The 16,682-nt window shown below is 63.5% G+C and carries 18 protein-coding genes; 10 read left to right on the top strand and 8 right to left on the bottom strand.

The genetic code is table 11. The annotated features are described in order from the left end of the window. Positions 1-103 precede the first annotated feature (103 nt). From SB816_RS04470 to SB816_RS04455, 4 genes are all read left to right on the top strand, one after another. Positions 104-559, top strand: coding sequence for a hypothetical protein (locus tag SB816_RS04470; protein ID WP_269873565.1), 456 nt, complete (start codon positions 104-106; stop codon positions 557-559). After that, positions 556-1,164, top strand: a complete 609-nt coding sequence (locus SB816_RS04465; protein WP_269873564.1) for a hypothetical protein — start codon at positions 556-558, stop codon at positions 1,162-1,164. Before SB816_RS04470 ends, SB816_RS04465 begins: the two co-directional genes overlap by 4 nt. 169 nt (positions 1,165-1,333) lie before the next feature. Beyond that, positions 1,334-2,548, top strand: a complete 1,215-nt coding sequence (locus SB816_RS04460; protein WP_269873562.1) for a nucleoside triphosphate pyrophosphohydrolase family protein — start codon at positions 1,334-1,336, stop codon at positions 2,546-2,548. After that, positions 2,545-3,219, top strand: a complete 675-nt coding sequence (locus SB816_RS04455) for a uracil-DNA glycosylase (protein ID WP_226847268.1) — start codon at positions 2,545-2,547, stop codon at positions 3,217-3,219. Before SB816_RS04460 ends, SB816_RS04455 begins: the two co-directional genes overlap by 4 nt. Before the next feature lie 329 nt (positions 3,220-3,548). On the opposite strand, the gene SB816_RS04450 is transcribed toward SB816_RS04455, so the two are convergent. Then, complete coding sequence (locus tag SB816_RS04450; RefSeq protein ID WP_049076473.1) at positions 3,549-3,851, bottom strand: addiction module antidote protein; 303 nt, start codon at positions 3,849-3,851, stop codon at positions 3,549-3,551. A 267-nt stretch (positions 3,852-4,118) separates the two neighbouring features. On the opposite strand from SB816_RS04450, the gene SB816_RS04445 reads away from it, so the two are divergent. Further along, positions 4,119-4,382: a hypothetical protein gene (locus SB816_RS04445; RefSeq protein WP_410546544.1), complete on the top strand. Its 264-nt coding sequence runs from the start codon at positions 4,119-4,121 to the stop codon at positions 4,380-4,382. A gap of 31 nt (positions 4,383-4,413) precedes the next feature. Here the strand turns inward: SB816_RS04445 and SB816_RS04440 are convergent, their stop codons facing one another. After that, a complete protein-coding gene (locus SB816_RS04440) occupies positions 4,414-4,737 on the bottom strand; it encodes a YXWGXW repeat-containing protein (protein WP_162876609.1) in 324 nt (107 codons plus the stop codon). A 293-nt stretch (positions 4,738-5,030) separates the two neighbouring features. Here SB816_RS04440 and SB816_RS04435 point away from each other — a divergent pair, with 293 nt between their 5' ends. Both SB816_RS04435 and SB816_RS04430 read left to right on the top strand, forming a co-directional pair. Continuing rightward, on the top strand, positions 5,031-6,047 hold the full coding sequence (locus tag SB816_RS04435; RefSeq protein WP_410546543.1) for an amino acid ABC transporter substrate-binding protein: 1,017 nt from the start codon (positions 5,031-5,033) through the stop codon (positions 6,045-6,047). A 197-nt stretch (positions 6,048-6,244) separates the two neighbouring features. Next, on the top strand, positions 6,245-6,526 hold the full coding sequence (locus SB816_RS04430; protein WP_006385706.1) for a peptidylprolyl isomerase: 282 nt from the start codon (positions 6,245-6,247) through the stop codon (positions 6,524-6,526). Between the two features lie 107 nt (positions 6,527-6,633). Here the strand turns inward: SB816_RS04430 and SB816_RS04425 are convergent, their stop codons facing one another. The 5 genes from SB816_RS04425 to SB816_RS04405 form a co-directional block, all read right to left on the bottom strand. Further along, positions 6,634-7,713, bottom strand: a complete 1,080-nt coding sequence (locus SB816_RS04425; protein ID WP_064524993.1) for a hypothetical protein — start codon at positions 7,711-7,713, stop codon at positions 6,634-6,636. Between the two features lie 167 nt (positions 7,714-7,880). After that, on the bottom strand, positions 7,881-8,651 hold the full coding sequence (locus tag SB816_RS04420; protein WP_049076483.1) for an ATP-binding cassette domain-containing protein: 771 nt from the start codon (positions 8,649-8,651) through the stop codon (positions 7,881-7,883). Positions 8,652-8,696: 45 nt separating this feature from the next. Next, on the bottom strand, positions 8,697-9,656 hold the full coding sequence (locus SB816_RS04415) for a sugar ABC transporter substrate-binding protein (RefSeq protein ID WP_054414631.1): 960 nt from the start codon (positions 9,654-9,656) through the stop codon (positions 8,697-8,699). Between the two features lie 14 nt (positions 9,657-9,670). Next, entirely contained in the window at positions 9,671-10,615 is a 945-nt protein-coding gene (locus SB816_RS04410; RefSeq protein WP_410546710.1) for an ABC transporter permease, read from the bottom strand. A 147-nt stretch (positions 10,616-10,762) separates the two neighbouring features. Continuing rightward, a complete protein-coding gene (locus SB816_RS04405) occupies positions 10,763-12,334 on the bottom strand; it encodes a xylulokinase (RefSeq protein ID WP_410546542.1) in 1,572 nt (523 codons plus the stop codon). A 267-nt stretch (positions 12,335-12,601) separates the two neighbouring features. Between SB816_RS04405 and SB816_RS04400 the strand changes: the two genes are divergently transcribed. The 3 genes from SB816_RS04400 to SB816_RS04390 are packed head-to-tail and all read left to right on the top strand — an operon-like array spanning position 12,602 to position 15,643. Next, positions 12,602-13,537 (top strand): 3-keto-5-aminohexanoate cleavage protein, encoded by a 936-nt coding sequence (locus SB816_RS04400; RefSeq protein WP_049076490.1) that lies wholly within the window; start codon positions 12,602-12,604, stop codon positions 13,535-13,537. A 56-nt stretch (positions 13,538-13,593) separates the two neighbouring features. Then, complete coding sequence (locus SB816_RS04395; protein ID WP_410546541.1) at positions 13,594-14,793, top strand: ABC transporter substrate-binding protein; 1,200 nt, start codon at positions 13,594-13,596, stop codon at positions 14,791-14,793. A 31-nt stretch (positions 14,794-14,824) separates the two neighbouring features. Continuing rightward, positions 14,825-15,643 carry an SDR family oxidoreductase gene (locus tag SB816_RS04390; protein WP_410546540.1) on the top strand — a complete coding sequence of 273 codons (819 nt, stop codon included), beginning with the start codon at positions 14,825-14,827 and terminating at the stop codon, positions 15,641-15,643. A gap of 55 nt (positions 15,644-15,698) precedes the next feature. Here the strand turns inward: SB816_RS04390 and SB816_RS04385 are convergent, their stop codons facing one another. Further along, positions 15,699-16,628, bottom strand: coding sequence for a LysR family transcriptional regulator (locus SB816_RS04385; protein ID WP_054500544.1), 930 nt, complete (start codon positions 16,626-16,628; stop codon positions 15,699-15,701). Positions 16,629-16,682: the final 54 nt, after the last annotated feature.

Here is a 16,682-nt window from a genome sequence, read left to right as displayed (position 1 = left end):
CCTGCTGTCTTTCAAAGCTACTCATTCAGCCCCCAGCCATTTCGAGAGTTTGTATTCATTAATTAAACGCCGCATCGAAGTTTCTATCTGAAAAGGAGTAAACATGGCCACGCAAAGAAAAGCATGTGTTGTCTACACCGAGGGTTTGAAGGGAGCAGTTCCTACTGTTACCGAGGAACTTCAAAAAAAGGGATTTGATGTATGTCTGTCTGCTGCGGATCTAGAGATAGCAGAGGCAGCGCAAGCAGGGCATCTCGAAAATGTAAATGCTGAAGTAAAAGAATGCATTGCTAATGCAGAAATTTGCATCTTCTTGATTCCTCAAAAGGCCCCAGAGAGCATAACTGGAGCGGCTGAGTGTGCAAGAGCATCAGGAGGAAAGATTATTGCTGTTGTGGAGGACGTCAAATCCATTCCTCAAATTTTTGACGAATTAGCCACAGCACTGGTGTGTGTTGGCAGCCCACAGCTACCTGAAGCGTTAGGCGGTGAAGAAATATGGGAAGCACCCAAGCAATCTCCCGAGGGACGCAAAATCGCCCGCGTCAAATGCCAATGAACACCATGCCAAGAATTTATTCGTACAAACTGTCAAGGGACTTTGGGTTCGCGCCCAACCCGTTTCATGGCGTCTGCACACTCGCAACCTGCAAACCACAAATTAGGGAAGGAGCACAGGTCGGAGATTTAGTTTTTGGCGTTGGCAGCAAAGCGCTAAATCTTGAAGAAAGAATGATTTTCGCCATGCGAGTCACCGAGAAGCTAAGTTTTCAACAGTACTGGGATGATCCGCGCTTCTCAGTTAAAAAGGCAAGCTTTTCTTCAAGCAAAGCTGCTGCTTTCGGCGACAACATTTACCATCTTGATAGAGGTCAATGGACCCAAGAAGATTCGCATCACAGTCTTGAAGGCGGCAAATTAAATAAAGCCAACTTCGACAGAGATCTTGGCTCTGAAAATGTTCTTGTGAGTAATGACTTTGTGTACTGGGGAGCAGGGGCCCCCCCAATACCGGATCATCTCAGAGTCCTTGATGGGGACGACCTATATCCAAATGGAAGATTTTTTCGTTCCAGATATTCAGAAATATTTAGAAGCGAAGTAGCTCGTTGGTTTGCAAATCTTCCCGAAAGGGGAAACCTTGGCCGCCCAACCTGCTGGTAAATAGACCTCTACACAAATCTGCGTATTTTTGACAAGCCTACCCATCAGAACTTCCATTTCTAGAAATTTCTATCATCGTCAAGTCAAAAAGAAAACCAATTTAAAGCCGAGCCATCTCTTAACCAGCCGGCACTGCTGATGTAAAACCTTTCTTATAAGAGAGATTTTTATGCCTAGGCTTTCTCCTCAGCCCGAACCACTGTCAATCACCGATTACGTGGCAAAGGCCTTTTCGACCAATCAATTCAAGCAAGACCAAGATGGTTTTCAAAAGATCATATTTGGCTATTTTGGTGAGATTGGTGGGCTTCTTTCTGCCATAAAAAAAACGGGGCGAGACAAACTTGCCTCGACCGAGGCGGAGCTAGCAGGTGAAGAACTAGGTGACGCACTTTGGTATTTAATAAACATCGCAAATTTCTTGAACATCGATGGAGATCAAGTAGGTGAACAATGCATCAAGATTCTGCGAGAAAGAGGCCAAGAGTCTTTGCAACAGGCAGTCAAGCCAGTAACTTTTCGGCACATAGATAGCCTACTTGAGATTCGTCGCACACCAGGATCGCTTGATAGGTCACTTCAGCTTGGTTGCCTTGCATACCAGGCAGGGTTGATGGCAAAAAATAAATTATCCGATTATCAAAAAATGCCTGATCCAACTCATATAGAACATGTGGGCACGCACCTCGCAGAACTTGCCATTGCATGCGCAAGTTTCAATTTGAGGCTAGAAGATGTTGCCAGGAATAATATAAAAAAAATAAAGAGTCGTTGGCCGGGAGAAGAGAGAAGTTACCCAGCACCATTTGACGAAGGATTCGCGGAACACGAACGTTTCCCTCCAGAGATAAAAATAAGTTTCATCGAACGAGGCACCCGTGAAAGCGGCCATGTGGTTCAAAGTCTTAATGATGTTTTTATTGGTGATCGCCTAACCGATAACAGCAATGAACCTGATGACTACCGGTTTCACGACGTTTTTCATCTCGCTTATTTGGCGTTTTTGGGATGGTCTCCGGTCCTTCGTGGATTACTAAAAAGAAAGCGAAAATCCAATCCACGAGTTGATGAAAACGAGGATGGAGCCCGTGCAATGATTATTGAGGAGGGCATTGCTACGTGGATTTTCAATCATGCAAAAGAAAGGAGCTTTTATACTGGCGATAAAAGCCGAGGCTTGGATTATGCTCTGCTAAAGCAGATCAGCAGCATGGTACAAGGTTACGAAGTTGAAAAATGCCAACTCTGGCAATGGGAACAGGCTATAATGGAAGGTTTCGACGTTTTTCGTCAGCTACAAGAGCATCGAGGGGGCGTCGTGACCGTGGATGTCCGCAACCATGTGATGACCTTCATCGCTCCTAACAAGGCTTGTTCTCCATGACTCCCACTGCCTTCGTGAATGCATTATCCGAACTTAAGCTGGATAACGTATTTAATCCCTATTCAGATGTTTGTGCTGTTCACGACCGAGCGGACGCTGCCTTCGCTCGCCGTCGCAACTTAAAGGGATATCTCAAAGCCGCAGTAAGTATGGGTGTAGACACCATATGGATGGGACGCGACCTCGGCTATCGTGGAGGCCGTCGTACTGGCTTGGCGCTTACGGACGAGTTCCATCTTCCTGAAATGACTCAGCGTTATCCAGGCACGAACTTCAAGCAGGCTACGCTCGGCCCTGCCGTGGCCGAGAGAACCGCCTCTGAAATTTGGTCGGTTCTTCGATCTCTAACTTTGCCACCACTCTTATGGAATGTTTTTCCCTTCCATCCACACGAACCAAATAATCCATTCTCCAATCGCAAGTTTACGGCCCGAGAGCTTTTGCTCGTTGATGACCTTAACGAAAAACTAATTAAGTGGCTCAATATCCGCAGGATAGTGGCTATCGGACAAGATGCATCGCAGTATTCAAGCCGCTTTGGGCTTGAAGTTATAACTATTCGTCACCCAAGCTATGGCGGCGTAACGGACTTTCGTAATGGAATGAGCGAGCTGTATGACATTCCTTGCCAATACTTCAAGTCTAAGAGGGATCAAGGCGTACTTTTCTAATTTTGTTAGGCCCTCCCGAAGACTAGTAGCCCCCAACGAGTTCGCAAGACGTGTGTAGCCTCGCAGATGTACTGTACCGAAATTTAGGTACAGTACAGGTACAGTGATCAGTTCTCACCAATTCAGCTAAAATACGCTAACCTACTGATTTAAAACTGGTTTTACCTATTTCAGCCTACGCTAGATTTCGCTCCATTTGCCTGTACGAGCACAGTAAATCACCGACTCAACATCCCCCGGCGCAAGGCGTGCCGGTTCGATTCCGGCCCCGGGCACCGGATTGAAAAAGCCGCTCCTGCAACGCAGAGCGGCTTTTTGTTTGCGCGGCGTTATGCGTGCGCGGTGTCCTTGCCCTTGGCGACGGCCGTGAGCGATACGCCCAATGCATCCATGACCCGGCGCAGCGTCAGGTAGCTTGGGTTGGCGCCCGGCGCGAGCACGCGGTACAGGTTCGTGCGCGCCAGGCCGGTCTCCTTCGCAATGGCCCCGATACCGCGCGCGCGGGCAACATCGCCAAGCGCCTGGAGAAAAGCGTCCGGATCGGGATCGGCCGCCGCGTCCGCCAGGTAATGCGCAATGGTCTCGTCATCGGCCAGATAATTCGCCGGATCGAAATCACGTAACTGGGTCATTTGAATGCCTTCCCTTTGAGTTCGGCCCATAGCCGCTTCGCGGTCGCAATGTCGCGCGCCTGGGACTTCTTGTCGCCACCGCATAGCAGCATCGCCGACACTTGCCTCCGATAATTGTCGCTCAAAAGGAACATAAAACAAGCTTCGCAAGGCGCAAAGCACCACCCACGCCAGGCCACCGCATGCCCACTCCGGCGATCAACAGCAGAGTAAGCTCCCCGACAAGCACGGAGACCTCGACATGGACATTTACGAGCGCCCTTTCGATTGGGTGTCCGCGACCGAAGGGCGAGTCCGATTCGCCGGGGCATCCGCGGCTGGGACGAACGCGGACACGACACCTATGCGGTCGACGTGGATGGCAAGGTCATGTCTGGCGAGATCGCCAGGACCTTTCTTCTCAACCAGAACGACTTCAACATCCAGATCGTGTCGTTCGGCTATGGCGTGCGCGAACACGTCGGCATGCCGCGGCCGGCGGGCGCGCCGGCGCGAGCGATCATGATCCGCGCGGAGCCTCCCTCTGCCTGAGCGTGATCATTGCTTCACGCCAGGCTCGATCTCAATACCGCCCCCAGCGCCCTTCGTAATACACCCAATGCCCATGCCGCTGGCGCCACTCAGGCCCATGATACACATAGCCCGGCCGCGCCGGCAGCCAGGCGCCCTCGATCCAGGCATGGCGGCCGCCGACCCATTCCCAATGGCCCGGCGCCCACACATAGCCCACGCGCGGCGGCGGCACGACTTCCACCCGGGGCGGCGGCGGCGCCACGTCGATGCTGATGGCCACGCCGGCCTGCGCGACGCCGGGCACGGCGAGCGCTCCCAGGGACAGGACCGCCGCGGCACCCGCGGTCATGGCGGCTTTGACTAGACTCTTCATGATGCATCTCCCTCGCAATCGCGTCAGCCGATGCGGACGCGGTGAGGGCAGTGTGCGCGGAAGGAATTATCGAAATGGCTACGCGCCGGGGGCAGACGGTTTCAGTGGATTTCCGCAGTGGCGCTCCTCACGCCAGCGGCCCGCGCCGGCGCCATCCGGCCCCGTAAATTCCGCCCAGTGGATTTAACGGGAATTCCCCGATTCTCCGCCCCAGGCCCGGCCGATACCATTCGCCGCATTTCCGCCTGTCGGCGGACATAGACCCATAAGTTGCGCGCCCGCGCGGAGACACCATGAAAGCACTGACTACCGTCGCGGCAGGCGCCGCGCTCCTTCTCTCGTCGTGGGGCGCCAGCGCGGGCGCGACGTTCGAGAACGTCAAGAACAAAGGCTTCGTGCAGTGCGGCGTATCCACCGGCGTGGCCGGCTTCTCGGTCAACGACAGCAAGGGCGGCTGGACGGGCCTGGACGTGGACCTGTGCCGCGCGCTGGCCGTGACCATGTTCGGCGATGCCTCCAAGTCGAAGATCATGGCCGTCAGCGCGGTGCAGCGCTTCACCGCGCTGCAGTCCGGCGAAGTCGACGTCCTGCCGCGCAACACCACCCTGGTCATGACGCGCGACACTACGTTGGGCCTGATCGGCGTGGGCGTGAACTACTACGACAGCCAGGGCATCATGGTGAACAAGTCGCTGAACGTGAAGAGCGCCAAGGAGCTGGACGGCGCCACCGTCTGCGTGCAGCCTGGCACCACCACCGAGCTGAATCTGTCCGACTGGTTCCGCTCGCAGAACATCGCCTTCAAGCCGGTGGTGGTCGAGCGCATGGATGAAATCGTCCGCGCCTTCGCGGTGGGCCGCTGCGACGCCTTCACCGGCGACAAGTCGCAACTGGCCGCGGCCCGCACCAATCTCGAAAACCCCGAGAAATACGACATCCTGCCGGAGAACTTCTCCAAGGAACCGCTGGGCCCCATGGTGCGCCAGGGCGACGAGCAATGGTTCAACGTGGTCCGCTGGACCCTGTTCGTGATGCTGGAGGCCGAGGAATACGGCGTCACCTCGAAGAACGTGGACGAGATGCTCAAGAGCACCAACCCCAACGTTCAGCGTCTGCTGGGCGTGACGCCGGGGATGGGCAAGAACCTGGGCGTGGATGACAAGTGGGCCTACAACGTCATCAAGCAGATCGGCAATTACGGCGAGAGCTTCGAGAAGAATCTGGGGGCCGGCAGCCCGCTGAAGCTGGCGCGGGGGTTGAACGCGTCGTATCGGAATGGCGGGTTGATGTATGGGTGGCCGGTGCGGTAAGACGGCTGTCCGACAGGACGAACGGGCGCGCAGAGCGCCCGTTTTCTTGTGCGCCCTGCTGCCATCCATTCCAAGATGTAAGCACAGCCCACCAAGCGCCGGCCGCGTCCTGAACCCCGTTTATGATGGCGTCGTAGCGAGTCCGCCCAAATGCGTTACTCTCCCCACCCCAATCATTCCCCCGCAAGGAGCCCAACATGGCACAAGCCTCCGCCCGCCACATCCTGGTTTCGACCGAAGCCAAGGCCAACGAACTGAAGACCGCCATCGAAAACGGCGCCGACTTCGCCCAACTGGCCAAGGAAAACTCGAGCTGCCCGTCGAGCCGCGACGGCGGCAACCTGGGCACGTTCGGCCCGGGCCAGATGGTCAAGGAATTCGACACCGTGGTGTTCAGCGCCCCGGTCGGCGAAGTCCAGGGCCCGGTGAAGACCCAGTTCGGTTACCACCTGGTCGAAGTGACCAGCCGCAAGGACTGAGTCCTCGCCTGAGCAGGCCAAGAGTCCGTCGTCGGCGCATCGCCGGCGGCGGCTTTTTTTTGGAAGCACAAAACGGCCCGCGGCGCAGCCGCAAGCCTGACCGCCCCCTACAGCAGATACAACCGGAACGGATACGCGTAGTAGATCTGCTCGGTGCGATTCACCTTGCCCTCGAACTCCTGGTAGATCCGCTTGCGGGCGCGATACAGCGCTTCCATGGGCGCCTCGCCCTGGCGCGCGCCGCCGAAGAAGTAGCGCAGCATCAGGGTCGAGGAATGGCCCGCCTCGTTGCTGATGATGGGAGCCAGGTAGTGCCGGGCGCCGCACCGGCGCGCGGCGTCGATGAAAGCCTTGCTCATGCCCAGTTGGCTCGCGTCGAGATAGACCAGATCGAAAGCGGCGCCCTGCAGGTCCTTGGGGTACATGTCGTCCTCGCCCAGGCCGATGGCATCGTTCTCGTCTTTTTCCGGCCGCCCCCAGGTGGGGCTGACGACGCCTTCGCCGCTGATCAGCAGGAAATCATAGCGGCTGCGCGCGAACATGTCGGGCGTGGCGGTCGTGGTGAGCTGGAAGGCCGAGCCGGGGTAGAGGCGGCGCACGTCGCCGGTGCCGTCGTCGGGATCGGTCTGCGGGTCCCTCAGGATCAAGCCCCGAGCCTCGGGACCGAAGGCGACGGCGCGCGGACGCGCGCCGGCAATCGCGGGCGCGGCGGGCGACAGGCGGGATCCGGGCGCGGCGCTGTCCTCTGACATTCCGGCCGTCGCCAGGAATCGGAACGCGACCGGCTTCTGGACAAACAACGGCGTGCCGTCAACCGGCAGCAGATCGAGCGCGAAGTGCATCGAAGTCGGCTGGATCTCGAAGATGACGCACGGCGCCTTGCGCAGCGCGGGCAGCAGGGGTCCCAGCAGTTCATGCGACAAGACCGCCATGCGCGCGTCAAACCGGCCGTCGAGGCGCCGGTTTTCTTCCAGCATGTCGTAGACGCGGCGGAACTCCTTGGACAGGAGCGCGGCCGACCGCTCGGGGACGACGGTCTGCGTGGTCGCGTCGTAATCCGATTGCAGCGTCAGGCGGTCGTCCTGCTGTTGCAACACGATACGCATGCAACGGGCCGGTGAAACAGCGGCGCCCGCCGTCATCGCGGCGGCGGCGCCCGGCAGCGCCAGGGCGCAGGTCAGCAGCAAGACGCCCGCGGCACGTGAGCGCAGCGGGCGTCGAGGCGGGCGGCCGACACGAAAGACGGCGTAGGGAGTCATTGATGCGGCATTCGGGAACGAGATACGCCAATGCTACGCAGGATCCGTGTGAAGGTCTGTGAAGTTTGCACCTGACTTTGTCCGCGCCCGGACGGTCAGGCCTTGCCCGTCATCACCATGTGCGCCAGCGCGTCGGCGTCCAGCCCCGCCACGTCGCGCTCAACGACCTTGACGCCGCTTTTCAGAATCGCGACGCGGTCGGCCAGCGCGACCACGTCCGCCATGTTGTGGCTGATCAGGATGACGGTGCGCCCTTCCTCGCGCAGCTTGCGCACCAGGTTCAGGACCAGCGCGGTTTCCTTGACGCCGAGCGCGGCGGTGGGCTCGTCCATGATGACGACGCGCGCATCCCAGCGCAGCGCCCGCGCGATGGCCACGGCCTGGCGCTGGCCACCCGACATGCGCTCGACGGGGCGGTCCATGTCGTCGATCGGCACCGACAGGCGTTGCAGGTAGCCGCGCGCCTCCTGCGCCATGCGGCGCTTGTCGAGCACGCGCAGCGGGCCGATGCGGCGCACCAGTTCGGCGCCCATGAAGACGTTTTCCCAGATCGACAGGCGCGGCGCCAGCGCCAGGTCCTGGTAGATGGTGGCGATGCCCTGCGCCAGCGCGTCATGCGGCGAGCCGAACACCACCGGCTTGCCATCCAGGCTCAACTCGCCGCCCGTGGGCGCCTGGGCGCCCGAAATGATGCGGATCAGCGTGGACTTGCCGGCGCCGTTGTCGCCGCAGATGGCCATGACGCGGCCCGCCGGCACCTCCAGGTCGACGCCCTTCAGGGCCTCGACGGCGCCGTAGGACTTGCGGACTTGGCGAAGCGATAGCGCGGCGGGCGGAGCGGCGGTCATGGTGGCGGAAGCGGACATGAATGATGCGGCGGCGGGCGGCGCGGCACGCCGCCTGCCGTGGGCCTATTTGGCGGGAGTCAGGAATTTCTGCACGTTGCTGGCATCGACCAGCACCGAGTCCATGAACAGGTAGGGGCCGGACGCGATCTTGTCCTTGGGCTCCTTCTTGACGACGATGCGGTCAATCGCGTCGACGGCGGTGACGCCCAACTGCTCGAACGGAATCATCATGGTGGCGGTGATGAGGCTGTTGGGATCGGCGATGCGGCGGTAGGTCTCCGGGCCGCCGTCGACCGACACCAGCGTGATGTCGCCCTTCTTCATGCCTTGCGCCTGCAGCAGGTCGTCAATCACGTAGGCCTGGCCGTCGAACGAGGCCCAGACGCCCTTGAACTGCCCCTGGTTGCGCAGGAACAGCGCCTGCATGCCGTTGCGCACGTCGTCGCGCCAGCTTTGCGTGCGCGCCATGCTGAACTTGGCCAGGTCCTTGACGGCGGTGTTTTCCGACAGCACCGCGTCGAGCATCTTGCCGCGGATGCGGGTGCCGGAGTTGCCGTCGAAGCGGGCCGACAGGATGTTGCCCTGGTAGCCCATCTTGCCCAGCAGGTACAGCACCGATTGCGCGCCGGTGGCGTATTCATTGACCTCGACGTCGAACAGCATGTGCGGGCTGGCGCCGGACATGACGCCGACGACGGCGATGCCTTTTTCCTTGGCGGCCTGCAACTGGGCGTCGGTCTCGACCGGCTTGCCCATGGCGATGACGATGGCGTCGACCTTCTTGTTGACCAGCGTGTCGAGCTGCTCGGCCAGCTTGGGCAGCGAGCCTTCGGCGTTCAACTGCGTCACGGTCCAGCCCTTGGCGCGGGCGGCCTCGGCGGCGGCGTTGGCGGCGCGCGCATGGGTCTCCGAGGACATCTGGAAGGCCACCACGCCGACGTCGAAGGCGTGCGCGGCGCTGGCCGCCAGCGCCTGCGCGGCAAACGCGCCCAGCAGCAACGTGCGCTTGATGAATCGGTTCATGCTGTTTCCCCTTCCTATCCGAATTTGAAGGCCGCTTTCTTGAGCACGGCCGATGACACCGCGACGGACGCGACGATGATGAAGCCCAGGACGACGTCCTGCACGTAATAGGCCGCGCCCATCAGCACCAGGCCGTTGCCCAGGACCTTGAGGATCAGCGCGGCGACCAGCGTGCCGGGAATGTTGGCATGGCCGGGATTGAACATGGTCATGCCCAGCAGCACGGCGGCGATGGCGTACAGGAAATAGTCGCCGGCCATGTTGGGCGCGGCGGACGACAGGCTGGAGGTCAGCAGCACGGCGGCCAGGCCGGCGCACAGGCCCGACAGCGCCAGGCCGATGCTCTTCATGGCGCGGATGTTGATGCCCGCCAGGCGGGCGGACTCGCCGGCCTCTCCGGTGGCGGTCATGCGGGCGCCGGTGCGGGTCCACTTGACCAGGAAGAAGGCGAGCAGCACCGCGCCCACCATCCACAGCACCAGCGCGGGAATGCCGAAAGGCTTGCCGCGCGCCAGGTCGGTGAAGGCGGCGGGCCAGCGGCCCACGTACGAGACGCCGTCCGTCAGCATGAAGGCGAAGCCGCGCGCCATGGCGGCCATGCCGAGCGTGGCGATCAGGGAGGGCACCCGCAGCCGGGTGACGGCAAAGCCATTGAAGAGGCCGCAGAACAGGCCGACGCCCAGGCCGGCGGCAATCGCCAGCAGCACGGGTTGGCCGGTATGCACCAGGGCGCCGGTGACCACGGCGGCCAGGCTGGCCACGTCGGCCACGGACAGGTCCAGTTCCGCGGTCACCAGCGCCAGCGTGAAGCCGATGGCGATGATGGCCAGGAAGCTGGTTTCCTTGGCGATGTTCAGCAGGTTGCCGGGCGCGGCGAAATTCGGGGCGGCTATCGCGAAAAAGCCCACCAGGACCAATCCCGCGATTGCCGTACCGTACTTTTCCAGGATGCCGCGCATCGACTCGCCCTTGCTGCATGTGATTGATGGCGGGGCGTCCACCATGCCGCGCCCGCCGGCCGGATCGTGGTCCGGACCTGTGGCGTCGTAGTGTATACCCGGCACACGCGCGCCGGCAGCGCGGCGCGCCGGATCGCGCCTAGGGTTTTACCCCAGCCGCAGCGCCGTCAATGCATGCGACACGGGCGCCAGCGCGGCTTCGGCGGCGCGGAACTGGGCATACAGGGCCCGATAATCGGCGACCCGGTCGGCGCGCGGCGCGTAGCGCCGGGCGACGCGCGCCAGCGCATCCTGCGCCGCCGCGAAGCTGGCGTAACGCCCCACCGCGGTCCAGGCCGTGGCCGCCGCGCCAAGAATGCCGGGCTGGTCGGCCTGGCCGACGATGACGGGACGCTCGCAGATGTCGGCCTTGGCCTGGCACCACCGCGGATTGGACGCGGCGCCGCCGCCGAAACGGATTTCGGCCACGGGCCGGCCCAGCGCCGCCTCGGCGCGCTCCAGCACGATGCGGTTCAGGAACGCCACGCCTTCCAGCACGGCCCAGGCCAGGTCGCCCGGGCCATGGCGCCGGTTCAGGCCGACAAAGGCGCCGCGCAGGTGCGGGTCCCAGTAAGGCACGCGCTCGCCCTGCAGGTACGGCAGGAACAGGGCCGGCTGCGGATCGCGCGGCACGCCAAGCAGGGTATCCATCGCCGGGCCGACGCCGGCCATGCCTTCAGCGCCCAGGCGGCCCAGCAAGGGCAACAGCCAGGCAATGGTGTCGGCGCCATTCTGGCCCGGCCCGCCGACCTGGTGATGGCCGCCGCCCCAATCCACGGTCATCAGGCCCTCGGCATGCACCGGCTCGGCACCGACCGCGCCGAACACTTCGGTGGTGCCCGAGATGTTGTAGGCATACCCCGGGCGCAACGCGCCCAGGCCGGCGACGGCGGCCCAGGTGTCGTTGGCGCAGGCAATCACGGGACGGCCGGCCAGGCGGGCCAGCGCGCCCGGCAGGCCGGCCAGCACCGGGCCGACGGTGTCCAGGGGATCGAGCAGGTCGGGCACCCACGCGGGGTCGGCGCCGATGGCGGTGAGCAGGTCGCTGGCGGGCGCCGCCGAAGCCGGCACCTCCGCAACAGCCGGGGACGCCGGCCCGGCGTATATCGGGACAGGCGACGCCGCAGCCGCCAGGCGAGCCAGCGAGACCGTGTCGCTGGCCACCCGGCCGGTCAGGCGCAGATTGAGGTAATCCTTGGGATCCAGCACCGCCCGCACACGGGCCGCGTGCGCCGGTTCCCTGCGCAACAACCAGGCGATGCGCGCCCAGGGATGAAAGGCGTTGATCTGTCCGATTTCCGGATGGCCGGCCGGCAGCGACGACAACCATTCGGGCAGGTCCGCCGCCGCCCGCGTATCGCGCCAGGTGATGGCGGGCCGGAGGGCCGCGCCGTGCGCGTCCACGAACACCTGCGTGCGCGTGACACCGCAGATGGCAATGGCCTGGACCGCGTCGAAAGCCGCCGCTCCGGCCTGCGCCGCCAGGGTGTCCGCCAGCGCCTGCAGGCCGCGCCACCAGGCGTCGGCGTCGATCTCGTCCCAACCAGGCTGAGGCGCGACACCCGCCGGGCTGTCGATGAAGCAGGAATGGGCGATGCCGCCCTCCCCGTCGACCAGCGCCGCGCGAAAGCGCGTGCCGCCCAGGTCCACCGCGAGGACGTAGTTCACAGAAGCATTCATGACATCGATCGAAAAGGGCAAGGGAACGGGCGCGCCGGAACCGGCATATTACGAAAACGCCCCTTCCGGCGCATCAATGGAAGCGATGGCACGCCCCCCCAGATCCCGCACTTCCCCGTCGACGGCCCGCCCTACGCTGCGCCGCAGCACCGGATTCCCTATCAATTGATAATTTCTGTTCAGGTGACAGCGGCCGGCGGCGTGCGACAGAATGGCCTGCGCCTGGCGGGAGACAGCCGGGCCTTCACATCCAAGAGGTCCAGGCCCATGAAGCCATCCAGGAACAAGGTCATCATCACCTGCGCCATCACCGGCTCGGTCCACACGCCGTCGATGTCGCCGCACCTGCCCGTGACGCCCGACGAGATCGCCCGCTCCGCCATCGAGGCGGCCGAGGCGGGCGCGGCCATCGTGCACTTGCACGCGCGCCGGCCGGACACCGGCCAGCCGACGCAGGACCCGGCGCTGTATGCGCAGTTCCTGCCGCGCATCAAAGCCGCGTCCGATGTGGTGATCAACATCACCACGGGCGGTTCGCCGGTGCTGCCGCTGGCCGACCGCATGGCGCCGGCGCTGCGCTTCAAGCCCGAAGTCGCGTCACTGAACATGGGCTCGATGAACTTCGGCATGTACGAACTGCTGGAGCGCTTCAAGACGTTCTCGCACACCTGGGAACGCCCCTACCTGGAAGGCAGCAACGACCTGATCTTCAAGAACACCTTCAAGGACATCGAGCACATCCTGACATCCTGCGGCGACAACGGCACGCGCTTCGAGATCGAGTGCTACGACATCGGCCACCTGTACACCGCTGCCCATTTCGTCGACCGCAAGCTGCTCAAGCCGCCTTTCCTGATCCAGTCCGTGTTCGGCATCCGGGGCGGCATCGGCACGCACCCCGAGGACGTGATGATGATGAAGCGCACCGCCGACCGCCTGTTTGGCGCCGACTACACCTGGTCGGTGCTGGCGGCCGGACGCAAGCAGACACCGCTGGCCACCATGGCCGCGACGATGGGCGGCAACGTGCGCGTGGGACTGGAAGATTCGCTGTGGGACGGGCCGGGAGAACTGGCGCGGTCCAACGCCGACCAGGTGCGGCGCATCCGCCGCATCCTGGAAGACCTGTCGCTGCAGATCGCCACGCCCGACGAAGCGCGCGCGACCCTGCAACTGAAAGGTGGCCAGGACGTTGCCTTCTGAACCAAGGCGGCGAGGCCATCCACCACAACGAGATCCGCGGGATCGAGGAGACACACATGAAAAAGACACTGTGCGCGGCCGCGCTGGCCGCCGTGCTGGGATGGACGGGCGCGGCCCGGGCCGACGAGGGCGTGATCCGCATCGGCTTCATCACCGACATGTCGGGCCTGTCGGCGGACGCCGATGGTCCCGGCGGCGCCGAGGCCATCAAGATGGCGGTGGCGGACCTGGGCGGCGCGGTGGCGGGCAAGAAGGTCGAGGTGCTGGTGGCCGACCACCAGAACCGCGCCGACATCGCCTCGTCGCGGGCCCGCGAATGGCTCGACCAGAAAGGCGTGAACATGCTGATCGCCGGCGCCAACTCGGCGGCCGCGCTGGCCATGGCCAAGGTGGCCGAAGAGAAGAAGACGCCGTTCTTCGTGGTGAGCGCGGGCGCCTCGGAATTGACCAATTCGCAATGCACGCCCTACACCGTCCATTACGTCTACGACACCGTGTCGCTGGCGCGCGGCACGGCGCGGGCGATGCTCAAGGAAGGCAACGAGGACTGGTTCTTCCTGACGGTGGACCACGCTTTCGGGCAGGCGCTCGAACGGGACGCGTCGACCGTCGTGCAGGCCGAGGGCGGAACGGTCAAGGGGCGCGTGCGCCATCCGCTGAACACGGCGGACTTCTCGTCCTTCATCCTGCAGGCGCAGGCGTCGGGCGCGTCGGTGCTGGGGCTGGCCAACTCCGCCAGCGACACCAGCAACGCGGTCAAGGCGGCGGCCGAATTCGGGTTGACGCCGAAGATGAAGATCGCCGGCCTGCTGGTGCTGATCACCGACATTCACGCGCTCGGCCTGCCGGCGGCGCAGGGCATGTACCTGACCACGGCGTGGTATTGGGACCAGGACGACGCGTCGCGCCAGTGGGCGGCGCGCTTCGAGGAGAAGATGAAGAAGAAGCCGTCGATGCTGCAGGCCGGCGACTACTCGGCCACCACCACCTACCTGAAGGCCGTGGCCGCCACCGGCAGCACCGATGGCGACACGGTCATGAAGTGGCTGAAGGCCAATCCGGTGAACGACTTCTTCGTGAAAGACGGCAGGATCCGCGCCGACGGCCTGATGGTGCACGACATGTTCCTGATGCAGGTGAAGACGCCGGCAGAATCGAAGGGGCCTTGGGACTACTACAAGCTGGTGGCGCGCGCGCCGGGCGACCAGATCTATACCTCGCCGGCCGAATCGGCCTGCCGCCTGATGAAACCCTGATCCCGCGCGGGTCATCCCTGGAGGAACGAGCATGACTGTGAAGACCCCCGTCCCGGCGGACATCGGCGCCCTGCCCGTGGACCTGTCGGGAAAACGCGTCATCGTCACGGCGGGCGCGGCCGGCATCGGCGCGGCCATCGCCGGCGCATTCGCGGCGCGCGGCGCGCGGGTGCATGTGTGCGATGTGGACGAACAGGCGCTCGCGGCCTGCCCGCATCCCCAGTCGCGCGCCGACGTGAGCCGGCGCGATGAGATCGAGCGCTACATGGGCGAGGCGCTGTCGCACCTGGGCGGACTCGACGTGCTGGTGAACAACGCCGGCATCGCCGGGCCGACCGCCGGCATCGGCGACATCGCCCCGCGGGACCTGGACGCGACGCTGGACATCAACCTGGCCGCGCAGTTCCATACCGTGCGGCACGCGCTGCCCGCGCTGCGCGAGGCGGGCGGCGGCAGCATCATCAACATCAGCTCGGTCGCCGGCCGCATGGGCGTGCCGATGCGCACGCCCTACGCCGCCACCAAGTGGGGCGTGGTCGGCCTGACCCGCTCGCTGGCGGTGGAGCTGGGCGGCTACGGCATCCGCGTCAACGCGCTGCTGCCGGGCCTGGTGGCGGGGCCGCGCATCGACCGGGTTATCGCGGCCCGCGCCCGCAACATGGGCGTGACGGTGGCCGAGGAAACCCGGCTCGAACTGGCCGGCGTCAGCCTGGGGCAGTTCGTGCGCGCGGCGGACATCGCCAACATGGCGCTGTTCCTGGCGAGCCCCTTCGGCGCGATGGTCAGCGGACAGGCCATCAGCATCGACGGCGACCTGCAATCGCTGCCGTGGCAACCGCCCGCGGACTGAGGGTCTTCCCCTGCCGCACCGGGGCGCGCGGCCACCGGCGCTCGGCGCCCGGCGCCTAAGCGAGCAACTGGATCGTTTGCTCGTACACCCCCCGTTGCCGTTCGCGGGCGGCCGCGTGCAGCGCCTCGACCAGGCGCTCACTCGGCTCCTGGCTGGCCGCCTCGTTGCGCGCGATCAACACGAAATCGAACCACTGGCGCGAAGCCAGCGGCAGCGCCACCAGTTCCGGATAGGCTGTCGCGATGTCTGCCGCCGACAGCGCGTTGACCATGCTGACACCGCGCACCGCGCATACGGTGCCCGCCAGCAGCGACATATGGGCCCGCATGCCGGAACGCAACTGCATCGACTCGGCGATGTCGCCCTGGGGCATGACGTAGTCGGACCACAAGGGCTGCACGTAGCTATCGGGGCGGATGTCGCCGACCCTCACGACATCGCCACGCGCAAGGCAATGCTCGCGATGCACGATGGCCATGACCTCGGTGCGCAGGAAGGGCCGGAACGCCAGCCGCGCGCTCTGCTGCGACACCGCCCCCAGCCCGAAATCGGCGCGCATGGTGTCGACGGCACTGATCGCCTGCACCGATGACTCCAGATCGAGCGAGAACGGCCTCGTGCCATTGGCTTTAAGGTAGCGGCGCACCGCGTCGGGCGCGTACGAAAGCGCCAGCGCGGGCGAGCAGGCAATGCGCAGCCCGCGGCCGCCGAACTGCTCGATGCTGTGCAGCGCCTCGTCGATGCGCACCAATTCATCCAGCACGAACTTGGCCTCGCCATACAGGTACTGGCCGGCCTCGGTGGGCCGCAGCGTCTTGTGGGAGCGGTCGAACAACTGCACGCCGGTCGACTGTTCGAGCCGCGAGATGGCGTGGCTGACGGCCGGCTGCGTGAGGTGCATGGCCTGCGCGGCCTGCCGGGTGGATCCGGTCATGACCACGGTGTAGAAGATGCGCAGGTCGTGGATGTTGAAATTGCGTTTCATGCGGCGTCGCGGCTCCACTGTTGGCGCGGAGGCTCGCTCCGCCCGATGCCTGAT

It is taken from the genome of Achromobacter sp. SIMBA_011 (assembly GCF_046535435.1).
In the GTDB taxonomy this organism is placed as follows: Bacteria; Pseudomonadota; Gammaproteobacteria; order Burkholderiales; family Burkholderiaceae_B; genus Achromobacter; species Achromobacter dolens.
This window is presented reverse-complemented; position numbering and strand designations above follow the sequence as displayed.